At 71.0% G+C, this 14,399-nt stretch carries 14 protein-coding genes; 9 read left to right on the plus strand and 5 right to left on the minus strand.

Annotated elements, in window-relative coordinates:
• Nucleotides 1–15: 15 nt before the first annotated feature.
• Nucleotides 16–489, minus strand: a complete 474-nt coding sequence (locus DEJ48_RS32260) for a carboxymuconolactone decarboxylase family protein (protein ID WP_150219692.1) — start codon at nucleotides 487–489, stop codon at nucleotides 16–18.
• 223 nt (nucleotides 490–712) lie between these two features.
• On the opposite strand from DEJ48_RS32260, the gene DEJ48_RS32265 reads away from it, so the two are divergent.
• A complete protein-coding gene (locus DEJ48_RS32265; protein ID WP_150219693.1) occupies nucleotides 713–1,762 on the plus strand; it encodes an aldo/keto reductase in 1,050 nt (349 codons plus the stop codon).
• A gap of 25 nt (nucleotides 1,763–1,787) precedes the next feature.
• On the opposite strand, the gene DEJ48_RS32270 is transcribed toward DEJ48_RS32265, so the two are convergent.
• Complete coding sequence (locus DEJ48_RS32270; protein WP_190537727.1) at nucleotides 1,788–2,270, minus strand: hypothetical protein; 483 nt, start codon at nucleotides 2,268–2,270, stop codon at nucleotides 1,788–1,790.
• 353 nt (nucleotides 2,271–2,623) lie between these two features.
• On the opposite strand from DEJ48_RS32270, the gene rph reads away from it, so the two are divergent.
• Complete coding sequence (gene rph / locus DEJ48_RS32275; RefSeq protein ID WP_150219695.1) at nucleotides 2,624–5,284, plus strand: rifamycin-inactivating phosphotransferase; 2,661 nt, start codon at nucleotides 2,624–2,626, stop codon at nucleotides 5,282–5,284.
• A gap of 34 nt (nucleotides 5,285–5,318) precedes the next feature.
• Here rph and DEJ48_RS32280 read toward each other — a convergent pair whose 3' ends face one another.
• Nucleotides 5,319–5,795, minus strand: a complete 477-nt coding sequence (locus tag DEJ48_RS32280) for a hypothetical protein (protein ID WP_150219696.1) — start codon at nucleotides 5,793–5,795, stop codon at nucleotides 5,319–5,321.
• Nucleotides 5,796–5,933: 138 nt separating this feature from the next.
• Here DEJ48_RS32280 and argC point away from each other — a divergent pair, with 138 nt between their 5' ends.
• Genes argC through DEJ48_RS32310 form a run of 6 tightly spaced genes read left to right on the plus strand, consistent with a single transcriptional unit; the run spans nucleotide 5,934 to nucleotide 11,400 of the window.
• Nucleotides 5,934–6,962 carry an N-acetyl-gamma-glutamyl-phosphate reductase gene (argC, locus tag DEJ48_RS32285; protein WP_150219697.1) on the plus strand — a complete coding sequence of 343 codons (1,029 nt, stop codon included), beginning with the start codon at nucleotides 5,934–5,936 and terminating at the stop codon, nucleotides 6,960–6,962.
• Nucleotides 6,959–8,110, plus strand: a complete 1,152-nt coding sequence (gene argJ, locus DEJ48_RS32290; RefSeq protein WP_150219698.1) for a bifunctional glutamate N-acetyltransferase/amino-acid acetyltransferase ArgJ — start codon at nucleotides 6,959–6,961, stop codon at nucleotides 8,108–8,110. The genes argC and argJ overlap by 4 nt, the downstream gene beginning before the upstream one ends.
• Complete coding sequence (gene argB, locus DEJ48_RS32295; protein ID WP_150219699.1) at nucleotides 8,107–9,015, plus strand: acetylglutamate kinase; 909 nt, start codon at nucleotides 8,107–8,109, stop codon at nucleotides 9,013–9,015. Before argJ ends, argB begins: the two co-directional genes overlap by 4 nt.
• Nucleotides 9,012–10,217, plus strand: coding sequence for an acetylornithine transaminase (locus DEJ48_RS32300; protein ID WP_150219700.1), 1,206 nt, complete (start codon nucleotides 9,012–9,014; stop codon nucleotides 10,215–10,217). The genes argB and DEJ48_RS32300 overlap by 4 nt, the downstream gene beginning before the upstream one ends.
• A gap of 7 nt (nucleotides 10,218–10,224) precedes the next feature.
• The gene (locus DEJ48_RS32305) at nucleotides 10,225–10,770 is read left to right on the plus strand and encodes an arginine repressor (protein WP_055566065.1); all 546 of its coding nucleotides are present in this window, start codon (nucleotides 10,225–10,227) and stop codon (nucleotides 10,768–10,770) included.
• 33 nt (nucleotides 10,771–10,803) lie between these two features.
• Nucleotides 10,804–11,400, plus strand: coding sequence for a hypothetical protein (locus DEJ48_RS32310; protein ID WP_150219701.1), 597 nt, complete (start codon nucleotides 10,804–10,806; stop codon nucleotides 11,398–11,400).
• A 16-nt stretch (nucleotides 11,401–11,416) separates the two neighbouring features.
• Here DEJ48_RS32310 and DEJ48_RS32315 read toward each other — a convergent pair whose 3' ends face one another.
• Together DEJ48_RS32315 and DEJ48_RS32320 are read right to left on the minus strand one after the other, a co-directional pair.
• Nucleotides 11,417–12,385, minus strand: coding sequence for a bile acid:sodium symporter family protein (locus tag DEJ48_RS32315; protein ID WP_223832273.1), 969 nt, complete (start codon nucleotides 12,383–12,385; stop codon nucleotides 11,417–11,419).
• A 57-nt stretch (nucleotides 12,386–12,442) separates the two neighbouring features.
• Nucleotides 12,443–13,048 carry a pyridoxamine 5'-phosphate oxidase family protein gene (locus DEJ48_RS32320; protein ID WP_150219702.1) on the minus strand — a complete coding sequence of 202 codons (606 nt, stop codon included), beginning with the start codon at nucleotides 13,046–13,048 and terminating at the stop codon, nucleotides 12,443–12,445.
• Nucleotides 13,049–13,178: 130 nt separating this feature from the next.
• Here DEJ48_RS32320 and DEJ48_RS32325 point away from each other — a divergent pair, with 130 nt between their 5' ends.
• Nucleotides 13,179–14,378: an argininosuccinate synthase gene (locus tag DEJ48_RS32325; RefSeq protein WP_150219703.1), complete on the plus strand. Its 1,200-nt coding sequence runs from the start codon at nucleotides 13,179–13,181 to the stop codon at nucleotides 14,376–14,378.
• Nucleotides 14,379–14,399 lie beyond the last annotated feature (21 nt).

The raw sequence follows: 14,399 nt of genomic DNA on the forward strand, positions 1-14,399 counted from the left end.
CCCGCACCCGGACGCTCAGTGCAGCTGGCCGGGCACGTAATCGCCGGCCGGCTGCTGCGTGATGATGTTCAGCCGGTTCACCATATTCATGAACCCGATGTGCACCACCAGCGCGGTGAGTTCGTCCTCGTCGTAGTGCCGGGCGGCGCGGGCCCACACCTCGTCGCCGACCCCGCCGGCCGCGTCCGCGACCCTGGTGCCCTCCTCCGCCAGCTCCAGGGCGGCACGTTCGGCCTCGGTGAAGACGGTGGCTTCGCGCCACGCCGCCACCAGGTTCAGCCGCACCGGGGTCTCGCCCGCCAGCGCGGCCTCCTTGGTGTGCATGTCGATGCAGCCCGCGCAGCCGTTGATCTGACTGACCCGGAGCGCCACCAGCTCCTGCGTCGCCGGGGGCAGCGTCGTGTCCTGCAGCGCCTTGACCCCCGACAGGAAGTACTTCATGGCCTTCCCTGCGCCCGGCCGGCTCATGTAGTTCAGTCGCGCGTCCATGCTGTGCTCCCTACGGTGACGGTCCCCGGAGTCGGCCCCTGCCGGCCCCGGCCTGTACACCCTTCGGGACGAGACAGCCGACTCCCCTGTGACACACCGAAATGTGACCTGCGTCTCGACCGGGCGCCGTGACGTCACGGATCTGCGTGGAGCTGTTGCCCTGGAGCGCACTCCACGTCGTAACGTCTCGCCCTCCAAGAGGGTGAAACGCAAGGAGAGTTGTATGCGCTATCGCGTTCTGGGCGGGACCGGCATCCAGGTCAGTCCGTACTGCCTCGGCACCATGATGTTCGGGCACGTCGGCAACGGTGATCACGACGACTGCGGCCGGATCGTCCACGCAGCCCTGGACGCGGGGATCAACTTCGTCGACACCGCCGACATGTACTCGGCGGGGGAGTCGGAGACGATCGTCGGCAAGGCGCTGCAAGGGCGCCGCGACGACGTGGTGCTCGCGACCAAGGTGCACTTCCCGATGGGGGAGGGGCCCAACCGCGGCGGCAATTCGCGGCGTTGGATCGTCCGGGCGGTCGAGGACAGCCTGCGGCGGCTGGGCACGGAGTGGATCGACCTCTATCAGGTGCACCGGCCCGACCACACGACCGACGTCGAGGAGACGCTCTCCGTCCTCACGGATCTCGTGCGACAGGGCAAGATCAGGGCGTTCGGCTGCTCCACGTTCCCGGCCGACGACATCGTCGAGGCGCATCACGTGGCCGAGCGGCGGGGGCTTCAGCGGTTCCGTGCCGAGCAGCCGCCCTACTCGCTCCTCGCCCGGGGCATCGAGAAGCGCGTGCTGCCGGTGGCCCAGCGGCTCGGCATGGGGGTGCTGACGTGGAGCCCGCTCGGTTCGGGGTTCCTGACCGGGCGCTACCGGAAGGGCCGGGTCCTCGATCTGAGCAGCGGCCGTCCGACCCTGCACCCGGGGCGCTTCGACCCGGCGGCACCGCGTACCGCCGCGAAGCTGGAAGTCGTGGAGCGGCTCGTCGCCGTGGCGGACGAACTCGGCTGTACGTTGCCGGAGTTGGCGACGGCCTTCCCGCTCGCGCACCCCGCCGTCACGTCGGTGATCATCGGGCCCCGCACGATGGAGCAGCTGCGCGACACCCTCAAGGGGGCTTCCGTGTCCCTGGACGACGCGGTCCTCGACCGGCTCGACGAGATCGTGGCCCCCGGCACCGACATCTACCCGCCGGACGGCGTGTGGACCCCGCCCGCGCTCACGGACCCGGCCCTGCGTCGACGTCCCGTGGTGTCGAGGTCCGCGGTGTGAGCCGGACGGCCGGTCGCCGGCCCGGTCAGGCCGCGGGGCAGAGCGCCGCGGCCTCGGCCGGGGCCGCGGCACGGGCCACGGTCACGGCCACGGGACGGGCCGCACCGCGGGGCGCCGTCCGCGGGCGGCGGCCGCGGGCGAAGACGACGACGCGCAGCACCACGAACCGCCCGACCCCGGCGAGCGCGGACGCGGACAGGTAGACGACCTGTTCGAGCACCGCGCCGGGCGCGGCCACCAACTGTTGCAGGACCAGCATCGCCCCGCAGGTCACCACGTACGCCGCCGCCGCGGACCCCGCCGACTGCACGTGCTGGCGCCAGGTGGCCCGGCCGCCCGCGCCGAAGGTGAAGCGGGCGTGCAGCTCGGTGGCGAGCACCGTGGAGACCACGGTGACCAGCGCGTTGGCCACGGCCCACGGCAGCGAGAGGGCGAGGCCCGCCACGGCGAAGCTGGAGGCGAGTCCCACGCCACCGCCGCAGAGCACGAAACGGGCGAACGCGTTCAAGGCGCCAGAGCCTTGGCTGTTGCCGCTGTTGCCGCTGTTGCGGGCGCGACTCCCGCGCTGTTTCCGTCTGTGCTCCGTCGTTGCCATGTCCCCGTCCCCACCCCGTCGCGACTCACCGTGTCGCCTGTGGTGCCATCATGGCACACGTGTGGCGCCATCGCGAAGAATTAATGGCGCCACGCGGCGGGTGGCGGGACGTCTGTCATCGGCGACCCGGAAAAACAAAAAGGCAAGGAGAGAGCTCTCCTTGCCACTCTCAAGTTATAGCGTCCTGGGGGGCTTGCCACAAGGCCCCGGGTGCGGCGCACAATCGTCGGCCGAAGCCACTACCTGCGGAAACGGGGCGCCGAACGATGGGCACGCAGTATGTAATCGACCTGGCCGACGTCGACGAGCGGCAGACCGCCACCGTGGGCGGGAAGGGCGCGCATCTGGGCGGACTCGCACGGATCGGCGGCGTCCGCGTGCCGGCCGGTTTCTGCGTGACGACCGACGCGTACCGGCGCGTCGTCGCGCAGGCTCCCTCCCTCGACCACCTGCTCGACCGCCTGACGGGGCTGGACCCGGACGACCAGGAGGGCGTCCGGACGCTGAGCGCGGAGATCCGCCGGGTCATCGAGGGCATCGAGGTCCCGGACGACCTCGCGGAGACGGTCACCCGCGCACTCGCCCGTACCGGCGAGGGAGCCGCCTATGCCGTACGGTCCAGCGCGACCGCCGAGGACCGGCCGACGGCCTCGTTCGCCGGCCAGCAGGACACGTATCTCAACATCGTGGGGGCGGCGGAGATCCTCCGTCACGTCAGGCGCTGCTGGGCCTCGGTCTTCACGGAGCGAGCCGTGGTCTACCGACGGCGCAACGGCGTCGACCACCGCACGGTCCACATGGCCGTCGTCGTGCAGCACATGGTCTTCCCGGACGCCGCGGGCATCCTCTTCACGGCCGACCCCGTCACGGGCGACCGGAGGACCGCCACCGTGGACGCCGGCTTCGGCCTCGGCGAGGCTCTCGTCTCCGGCCTGGTCAACCCGGACGTCTTCGCGGTGCGGGACGGCGGAGTCGTCGGCAGGACCATCGCCGCGAAGGAGCGCGCCATCCACGCGCTGCCCGACGGCGGTACGGAGGAGGTGACGGTCGACGCGCGACGGCAGAAGGAGCCCGCGCTGACGGACGAGCAGGTCGTGGAGCTCGTGGGGATCGGGCGGCGGATCGAAGCGCACTTCGGGCGCCCGCAGGACATCGAGTGGTGTCTCGCCGACGGCGGTTTCCGGATCGTCCAGAGCCGGCCCATCACCACGCTCTTCCCCGTCCCCGAGCGCGACTTCGCCGGCGAGGGCACTCAGGAGGACCGCGTCTACGTCTCCGTCGGCCACCAGCAGATGATGACCGACGCCATGAAGCCCCTCGGGTACTCCATGTGGCAGCGGACGGCCATGGCCGACATGTACGAGGCCGGCGGACGGCTCTTCGTCGACGTGACCCCGCGCCTGGCCTCGCCCGACGCCCGCGCCGCCCTCCTGGACGTCATCGGGAAGAGCGATCCGCTGACGAGGGACGCGCTGGAAACGGTCATCGACCGCGGCGGCCACGACGTCCCGCCCCCGGCCGAGGAACCGCCGACCGAGGAACCGCCGGCCGAGGCACCGGCGGCCCGCCCCCGAGCCGCCACCGCACCCACCCCACCCCCTCCCATCGAGACCGACCCTGCCATCGTCACCGAGCTGATCGCGCGCAGCGAGGCGTCCGTCGCCGCGCTGGAGCGCGACATCCGCACGAAGTCCGGCCCGGAACTGTTCGACTACCTCGACGAGGCCTTCGCCGAGCACAAGCGGGTCCTCGGCGACCCGTTGAGCTTCCAGGCGCTCATGGCGGGCATGGACGCCACCTGGTGGCTCAACGACAAGCTGCGGGAGTGGCTGGGGGAGACGAACGCGGCGGACACGCTCACCCTGTCCGCCCCGGACAACATCACGTCCGAGATGGGTCTGGCGCTGCTCGACGTCGCCGACGCGGTCCGCCCGTACCCGGAGGTCGTGGCGTATCTGCGGGGCGTCGAGGACGAGGATTTCCTGGAGAGCGACGAACTCGCGGCGCTCGAGGGCGGGGCCGAGGCGCGGGACGCCATCGAGGCCTACCTCGACCGGTACGGCGTGCGCTGCGTCGGCGAGATCGACATCACGAGGCCGCGGTGGCGCGAGCGCCCCACCGCGCTCGTCCCCGTGATCCTCGACAACGTCAGGAACTTCGGCCCCGGCGCCGCCGCGCTCCGCTTCGAGGAGGGGCGGCGGAAGGCAGCGGAGAAGGAGCGCGACGTGCTGGCGCGGCTGCGGGCCCTGCCGGACGGGGGCCCGAAGGCCGACGAGACCAAGCGGATGATCGACCGGGTCAGGACCTTCATCGGGTACCGGGAGTACCCGAAGTACGGCATCATCCAGCGCTATTTCGTCTACAAGCAGGCCCTGCTGGGCGAGGCCGAACGCCTCGTGCGGGCGGGCGTGCTCGCGGAGAAGGAGGACGTCTTCTACCTGACCTTCCAGGAACTCCACGACGTGGTGCGCACGCACCGGCTGGACGCCGGACTCGTCGAACGGCGCAAGGACGACTTCCGGTGGCACGAGGAGCTCACGCCGCCCCGTGTCCTCACCTCGGACGGCGAGGCCCTCACCGGCGCGTACCGGCGCGACGACGTGCCCGAAGGCGCCCTGACCGGTCTCGCGGTCTCCGCCGGGACCGTCGAGGGCCGGGCCCGCGTCATCCTCGACATCGCGGACGCCGACCTCGAAGCGGGCGACATCCTCGTCACCACCTTCACCGACCCCAGCTGGTCGCCCCTGTTCGTCGCCGTCGCGGGCCTGGTGACCGAGGTGGGCGGCCTGATGACGCACGGCGCGGTGATCGCCAGGGAGTACGGCCTGCCCGCCGTCGTGGGCGTGGAGAAGGCGACCCGGCTGATCCGGGACGGCCAACGGATCCGCGTCCACGGGACGTCGGGGTACGTCGAGGTCCTGTCGTAGCGCGTCCGACCGCCGAGGCCGGGAGGCGGTCCGCTCAGGCGGCGGTCACCGTGTGGAACTCGCAGAGGTCGGGGTCGCCGGAGTACGCGTAGATCCGCAGGGATGCCTTGTCGCCCGCGATGTCGTACTGGGTGAGCAGGCCCTCGGGCCTCTTGCCCGCGAAGTCGAGCGCGAGGTTGCGGTCGTCCTTGTCGTCGTCGCCGAAGCCGGGCTCCAGGTCCCAGGTGCCCTTGCCCGCCACGCCCCTGGTCGTCTCGCTGATCTTCTCGAAGTCGTCGAGCACCGGCCAGTCCTCGACGGTGAAGGTCCCGTCGGCCGCGAGGCGCAGTCGGCCGAGGGGATCGCCTCGCCAGCTGCCGACCAGGTCGTCGGCGGTGAGGCCGGCCGGGGTGTCGCCCTCCGGGCCGCACCGTACGTACCGCCCCATGCAGCCGGTCGTCGTCAGCGTCCCCACCAGGACCAGCGCCGTGGTCCCGGCCCACGCCGTGATCGTTCTTCGTACTCCCCGCACGGTGACTCCCCGTCCCCAGGGCGACCTGCGTCGCTCATCGGGCAGAGTGTCCCAGAGGGCGTGCGGGGCGCTCTCACGGCCTGGATTGCATAAAACTTCGGTGATACGTATAGTCATGCCATCCAAGAGGAGGGTTCCATGAGGGTACGCGCAGCAGTGGCAGGAGCGAGTGGGTACGCGGGCGGCGAGCTGCTGCGTCTGCTGCTCGCGCACCCCGAGGTCGAGATCGGCGCCCTCACCGGCAACTCGAACGCGGGCCAGCGCCTCGGCGCGCTGCAGCCGCATCTCCACCCGCTCGCCGACCGGATCCTGGAGCCGACGACGACGGACGTCCTCGCCGGACACGACGTCGTCTTCCTCGCGCTGCCCCACGGGCAGTCCGCCGCCGTCGCCGAGCAGCTCGGACCGGACGTCCTCGTCGTCGACATGGGCGCGGACTTCCGGCTCAAGGACGCGGGCGACTGGGAGAAGTTCTACGGGAGCCCGCACGCCGGGACCTGGCCCTACGGCCTGCCCGAACTGCCGGGCGCCCGCGCCGGGTTGGAGGGGGCCAAGCGCATCGCCGTGCCCGGCTGCTACCCCACCGCCGTCTCCCTCGCGCTCTTCCCCGCGTACGCCGCCGACCTCGTCGAGCCCGAAGCGGTGATCGTCGCCGCGTCCGGCACCTCCGGCGCGGGCAAGGCGGCCAAGCCGCACCTCCTCGGCTCCGAGGTCATGGGCAGCATGTCCCCGTACGGCGTCGGGGGAGGACACCGGCACACGCCCGAGATCGTCCAGAACCTCTCCGCCGCCGCGGGCGCCCCCGTCACCGTCTCCTTCACGCCGACCCTGGCCCCGATGCCCCGCGGCATCCTCGCCACCTGCAGCGCGAAGGCCAAGGCGGGCGTCACCGCGGAGTCCGTGCGGGACACGTACGCGAAGGCGTTCGCCGACGAGCCGTTCGTACGGCTCCTCCCCGAGGGGCAGTGGCCCGCCACCGCCTCCGTGTACGGCTCGAACGCCGTGCAGATCCAGGTCGCGTACGACGAGACGGCCGGCCGCGTCATCGTCGTCAGCGCCATCGACAACCTCACCAAGGGCACCGCGGGCGGCGCCCTGCAGAGCATGAACATCGCCCTCGGCCTCGACGAGGCCACCGGGCTCACTACGATCGGAGTCGCGCCGTGAGTGTGACGGCAGCCAAGGGATTCACGGCGGCGGGCATCGCCGCCGGCATCAAGGAGAACGGCAACCCGGACCTGGCCCTCGTGGTCAACACCGGGCCCCGCCTGGCCGCCGCGGGCGTCTTCACCTCCAACCGCGTCAAAGCCGCCCCCGTCCTGTGGTCGGAGCAGGTCCTCAAGGGCGGCCTCGTCTCCGCCGTCGTCCTCAACTCCGGCGGCGCCAACGCCTGTACGGGACCGCAGGGCTTCCAGGACACGCACGCCACCGCCGAGAAGGTCGCCGACGCGCTCTCCGTGAACGCGGGTGAGGTCGCCGTCGCGTCGACCGGACTCATCGGCGTGACGCTTCCCATGGACAAGCTCCTGCCGGGCGTCGACAAGGCCGCCGGTGAACTCTCCGCGCACGGCGGCGAGAAGGCCGCCATCGCCATCAAGACCACCGACAGCGTGCACAAGACGTCCGTGGTGACGAAGGACGGGTGGACCGTCGGCGGCATGGCCAAGGGCGCGGGCATGCTCGCCCCCGGCCTCGCCACGATGCTCGTCGTGCTCACCACCGACGCCGACCTGGAGGCCGGAGTCCTGGACCGCGCGCTGCGCGACGCCACCCGGCTCACCTTCGACCGTGTCGACTCCGACGGCTGCATGTCGACCAACGACACCGTGCTGCTGCTGGCCTCCGGGGCGGCCGACGTCACCCCGGAGTACGCCGAGTTCGCCGACGCCGTCCGCGAGGTCTGCGCCGACCTCGGCCGCCAGCTCATCGGCGACGCCGAGGGCGCGAGCAAGGACATCAAGGTCGACGTGGTCAACGCCGCGAGCGAGGCCGACGCCGTCGAGGTGGGCCGCTCCATCGCCCGCAACAACCTCCTCAAGTGCGCCCTGCACGGCGAGGACCCCAACTGGGGCCGGGTGCTCTCCGCCATCGGCACCACCTCCGCCGCCTTCGACCCGAACCAGCTGAACGTCGCCATCAACGGCGTATGGGTCTGCAAGAACGGCTCCGTCGGCGAGGACCGCGAGCTCGTCGACATGCGCTACCGGGAGGTCGTCATCACCGCCGACCTGGCGGCAGGCACGGAGTCCGCGACGATCTGGACCAACGACCTCACCGCGGACTACGTCCACGAGAACAGCGCGTACAGCTCATGAGCACTCCCACCGCGCGCAAGCACACCGCGCTCCCCAAGGCCCAGACCCTCATCGAGGCGCTGCCCTGGCTGACCCGGCACCGCGGCAAGACCGTCGTCATCAAGTTCGGCGGCAACGCCATGGTCGACGAGGCGCTCAAGGCCGCCTTCGCCCAGGACGTCGTCTTCCTGCACCACGCGGGCCTCAAGCCCGTCGTCGTGCACGGCGGCGGACCGCAGATCAGCAAGGCGCTCGACCGGCACGGCATCGTCAGCGAGTTCAAGGCGGGCCTGCGCGTCACCACCGAGGACGCCATGGACGTCGTGCGCATGGTGCTCGCAGGACAGGTGCAGCGCGAGCTCGTCGGCCTGCTCAACCAGCACGGCCCGCTCGCGGTCGGCCTCACCGGCGAGGACGCCCACACCATCACCGCCACCAAGCACCAGCCCCGCATCGAGGGCGAACTGGTCGACATCGGCCGGGTCGGCGAGATCACCGAGATCGACACCGGCGCCATCGAGGCGCTGCTCGCCGACGGCCGCATCCCGGTCGTCTCCTCGATCGCCCGCTCCCAGGACGACGGACATGTCTACAACGTCAATGCTGATACGGCGGCTTCGGCACTCGCTGCGGCGCTTGGTGCCGAGACCCTGATGGTCCTCACCGACGTCGAGGGCCTCTACGAGGACTGGCCGAACTCCGACGAGGTCATCAGCCGCCTCACCGCGAAGGAGCTGGAGACGCTGCTGCCCGAGCTGGCCAGCGGCATGGTCCCGAAGATGGAGGGCTGCCTGCACGCCGTGCGCAACGGCGTCGAGACGGCCCGTGTGATCGACGGGCGCGTCCAGCACTCGATCCTGCTGGAGATCTTCACCGACGAAGGCATTGGCACCATGGTCGTACCCGACCAGGAGGGGGAGTCATGAGCAACCAGGAGCTGACCGCGCGGTGGCGGGACGCACTCATGGACAACTACGGCACGCCGCGGCTGCCGTTGGTGCGCGGCGCGGGCACCAAGCTGTGGGACGCCGACGGCAACGAGTACCTCGACTTCGTCGGCGGCATCGCGGTCAACGCGCTCGGCCACGCCCACCCGGCGATCGTGGAGGCGGTGAGTGCCCAGATCGGCGCCCTCGGCCACGTCTCCAACCTCTTCGTCGCCGAGCCGCCCGTCGCGCTCGCCGAGAAGCTGCTGCAGCTCTTCGGCCGCGAGGGCCGGGTGTACTTCTGCAACTCCGGCGCCGAGGCCAACGAGGGCGCGTTCAAGCTCGGCAGGCTCACCGGCCGCCGGCACATGGTCGCCACTCAGGGCGGCTTCCACGGGCGCACGATGGGCGCGCTCGCGCTCACCGGACAGCCCGGCAAGCAGGAGCCGTTCGTACCGCTGCCCGGCGACGTCACCCACGTCCCCTACGGAGACGTGGACGCCCTCCGCGCGGCCGTGACCACCGACACCGCGCTCGTCATCATCGAGCCGATCCAGGGCGAGAACGGCGTCGTCGTGCCGCCCGCGGGCTACCTCAAGGCGGCCAGGGAGATCACCGAGGCCACCGGGACGCTCCTCGTCCTCGACGAGGTGCAGACCGGAATCGGCCGCACCGGCCACTGGTTCGACCACCTGGCGCACGACGGCGTACAGCCCGACATCGTCACGCTCGCGAAGGGTCTCGGCGGCGGGCTCCCGCTCGGCGCGACCGTCGCGTTCGGCGCCGCCGCCGAGCTCTTCACGCCCGGTCACCACGGCACGACGTTCGGCGGGAACCCCGTCGCCTGCGCCGCGGGCCGCGCCGTGATCGACACGATCGAGGCGGAGGGGCTGCTCGACAACACCAAGCGCGCGGGCGAGAGGCTGCGCGACGGAATCGAGTCACAGGGACACCCGCTCGTACGGCATGTAAGGGGCTCGGGCCTCCTGCTGGGTATCGTGCTCACCGAGCCGCTCGCGCCGAGGGTGCAGCAGGTGGCTCAGGACGCCGGCTTCCTCGTGAACGCGCCCGCCCCCGATGTCGTACGGCTGATGCCGCCGCTGAACGTGCGCGACGAAGAGGTGGACGCGTTCCTCGGGGCGCTGCCCGGCATCCTGGGCAAGGCTCTTGAAGCCGACGGGGACGAACGATCCGGAGAATGAGACGACGATGAGCCAGGCGCAAGGCAACGAGCACGCCGACCACGCGGGTCCCGCCGTACCGCAGACCCGCACCGCACGTCACCGCCGGATCGTGGACATCCTCAACCGGCAGCCGGTGCGCTCCCAGAGCCAGCTGGCGAAGCTGCTCGCCGACGACGGCCTGACGGTCACCCAGGCGACGCTCTCCCGCGACCTGGACGAGCTGAACGCGGTGAAGATCCGCAACGCCGAGGGCGACCTCATCTACGCGGTCCCGAGCGAGGGCGGCTTCCGCACCCCGCGCGCGCCGCTGGGCGAGTCGGCCAAGGAGGAACGGATGCGCCGCCTCTCCGCGGAGCTCCTGATCTCCGCGGAGGCCTCGGCCAACCTCGTCGTCCTGCGCACGCCACCGGGCGCGGCCCAGTTCCTGGCCTCCGCGATCGACCAGGCCGAACTCCACGACATCCTGGGCACGATCGCGGGCGACGACACGCTGATGCTGATCAGCAGAGAGCCGACGGGCGGCCAGGCCCTGGCGGACCACCTCCTCCGCCTGGCCTCCAACGAGCACTAGGCCTGCGCCCGTTCGCGCCCTACGGTTCACCGCATGAGTGGACGACGTGCGCGTTCCTTACCGCTCCTCACCGCCGCCTGCGGTGCCGCGCTGCTGCTGATCACCTCCTGTGGAAGCGACATCGGCACGCCCGCCGCGCGCGCCGGTGAGGCGAAGCCCTCCGCGTCCGGTGGCGACGGAGGCCGCTTCGAGGTGAAGTGCTACGGCGCCTTCACCGACTTCGAGGGCACCCCGCCGACCGGTCATCCGACGGTCTGCCCCGAGCGGCCCGCGTCCCGCCCGACGCCCACGGTCACCATGACGCCCCGCTTCGACCGGTCCAGGGGCTGGAGAGGGCCGACCTGCACGCCGCGGGACAGCCGGGGCGTGACCCGGCACGGGTCCCTGGTGACGTGCCTGCCGAACGGTGACGAGCACGAGTGGGTGTGGCCGGCGGGTCCGAGCGAGGACCAGCCCTGTGTCGACGCGGGCGAGTGGGTCATCCGCACCCCTCTGCGCAGCATGGTCTGCCGCGACGGGGCCTGGGTGCGCGAGCCGTTGAAGAATCCCGCCCCCGCGCCCTCGGACACGTCGAAGCCCCGACTGCATCCTCCCGCCGGAAGGTGGCACACGGGCGTTCCCGGGTCCTGACCGGTCGGACCCCGGCTCAGGACGTCTCGGACCGCCGCGCCCGATACGCCATCCACGCCGCCACCAACGCCCCCGAAACGTTGTGCCACACGGAGAACACCGCCGCCGGCAGTGCGGCGAGGGGGCTGAAGTGGGCCGTGGCCAGGGAGGCTGCCAAACCTGAGTTCTGCATGCCCACCTCGAACGCCATCGCGCGGGACGCCGGCGGGCCGAGTCGGGAGAGTTTGCCCGCGCCGTAGCCCAGTGCCAGGCCGAGGCCGTTGTGCAGGAACACCGCGAGGAAGACCAGCGCCGCCGCCGACTTGATCGCCGCGGCGCTGCCCGCGACGACGATGGCGACGATCGCCGCGATGGTCAGCGCGGACAGCCACGGCAGCGCGCCGAGCACCCGGTCGACGTACCGTCCGAAGAGCAGGCGTACGAGCAGGCCCGCGATCACCGGGAGCAGCACGGTCTTGAAGATGTCCGTGACCATCGAGCCCGCGTCGACCGGCAGGTACTCGCCCGCGAGCAGCAGGGTCAGGGGCGGGGTGATGAGGGGGGCCAGGACCGTGGAGACCGTGGCGACCGATACGGAGAGCGCCACGTCGCCGCGCGCCAGATACGTCACGACGTTGGACGCCGTGCCGCTCGGCGCGCAGCCCACCAGGATCACGCCGGCCGCCAACTGCGGCGAGAGGCCGAGCGCGTGGGCGATGAGCCAGCCTAGGCCCGGCATGATCACGTAGTGCGCGACGAGGCCGAGCGCGACGGCCCAGGGCCGTTTGACGACGCCCTGGAAGTCGAGCGGGGTCATGGTCAGGCCCATGCAGAACATCACCACGCCGAGCAGGTACGGGACGTTCGTGCCCCAGCCTTCGAAGGCGTCCGGCAGGGCGAGTCCGAGGGCGCCCGCGGCCAGGACGAGGACGGGGAAGACGGTGACGGCGCGGCGGGCCGCCTTGTCGGCCGGGTCCGTCTCTGCGGTGATCTGTTCGGGGTGCACGGCGCGATGCAACGCTCCGGCCGTGGGCGCGTGCAACCCCGTCTCGATATGTGGTCCCTACACGGAGGGTTCGGACGCGGCGGGGGCGGGTGGCAGGGGGAGGGGGAGTCCGGGGAGCCCGTCGATGCTCTGCGCGATGTGGTCCTTCTTGGTGAAGTACGCGTTGAGCGACGCGTCGTCCTCGCGCGCGAACCGCTTGCCGTGCAGGTCGCGGTCCTCGTCGTACGTCATGAAGGGGACCGCGTATCCGCAGGTGTCGCGGATGAGGTCGGCGTGCACGAGGATGATCGCGCGCAGCCCGTGCGGTGCCGGGTCGATGCCGGGGAAGTGGCCGAGGAGCTCCGCGAAGCGCGGGTCGTCGCGGAAGACGGGCTCGCCGCGCCCGTGCACCCGCACGATGTTCGGCGGCCCCTGGAACGCGCACCACATGAGCGTGATGCGGCCGTTCTCCCGCAGGTGGGCGATGGTCTCGGCGTTGCTGCCCGCGAAGTCGAGATAGGCGACGGTCCGGTCGTCGACGACGGCGAAGGAGCCCTTGAGGCCCTTGGGGGAGAGGTTGATCGTGCCGTCGTCGGCGAGGGGCGCGGTCGCGGTGAAGAACATCGGCTGTTCCTCGATGAACGTGCGGAGCCTGCCGTCTATGCGCTCGTGAGTCTTTCCCATGGCTGCGGATTATCGACCAGAGTCCTTTGGCTGTCTAACGACCCCGCGCCAGCCGCCACATTGACGAAACATACGGTGCACTGCATACTCATGCATAGAACGTCATGCAACGCCACGCAGGGAGGGGCCCATGACCGAGCGCGTCGTACTCGCCTACTCGGGCGGTCTGGACACCTCCGTCGCCATCGGCTGGATCGCCGAGGAGACGGGCGCCGAAGTGATCGCCGTCGCCGTCGACGTCGGCCAGGGCGGCGAGGACCTCGACGTCATCCGCAAGCGCGCGCTCGCCTGCGGAGCCGTGGAGGCCGAGGTCGTCGACGCCAGGAACGAGTTCGCCGAGGAGTACTGCCTCCCGGCGATCAAGGCCAACGCCCTCTACATGGACCGCTATCCGCTGGTCTCCGCCCTCTCGCGCCCCGCCATCGTCAAGCATCTGGTCGCCGCCGCCGAGAAGCACGGCGCCGGTACCGTCGCCCACGGCTGCACCGGCAAGGGCAACGACCAGGTGCGGTTCGAGGCAGGCATCGTCGCCCTCGCCCCCGGCCTCAAGTGCATCGCCCCCGTCCGTGACTACGCGATGACCAGGGACAAGGCGATCGCCTTTTGCGAGGAGAAGGGGCTCCCGATCGCCACCACCAAGAAGTCCCCCTACTCCATCGACCAGAACGTCTTCGGACGCGCCGTCGAGACGGGCTTCCTGGAGGACATCTGGAACGCGCCGATCGAGGACATCTACGAGTACACCGCGAACCCGGCCGATCCGCGCGAGCCCGACGAGGTCGTCGTCTCCTTCGAGGCGGGCGTGCCGGTCGCCGTCGACGGCGAGCCCGTCACCGTCCTCCAGGCGATCCAGAGGCTCAATGAGCGCGCGGGCGCACAGGGCGTCGGCCGGATCGACATGGTCGAGGACCGCCTCGTCGGCATCAAGTCCCGCGAGGTGTACGAGGCTCCGGGCGCCCTCGCCCTCATCACCGCCCACCAGGAGCTCGAGAACGTCACCGTGGAGCGTGAACTCGCGCGCCACAAGCGGCAGGTCGAGCAGCGCTGGGGCGAGCTGGTCTACGACGGCCTGTGGTTCTCCCCGCTCAAGCGGGCCCTTGACGGTTTCGTCAACGAGGCGAACCAGTACGTCACCGGCGACATCCGGATGACCCTGCACGGGGGACGCGCCGTCGTGACGGGCCGCAGATCCAGCCAGTCCCTCTACGATTTCCACCTCGCCACCTACGACTCGGGCGACACGTTCGACCAGTCCAAGGCGCAGGGCTTCATCGAGATCTTCGGTCTCTCCGCGAAGATCGCCGCACGGCGCGACCCGCAGAACCCGTAACAGTTTTCAGCGACAGCAGCG

The organism is Streptomyces venezuelae, assembly GCF_008642315.1.
GTDB lineage: Bacteria > Actinomycetota > Actinomycetes > Streptomycetales > Streptomycetaceae > Streptomyces > Streptomyces venezuelae_D.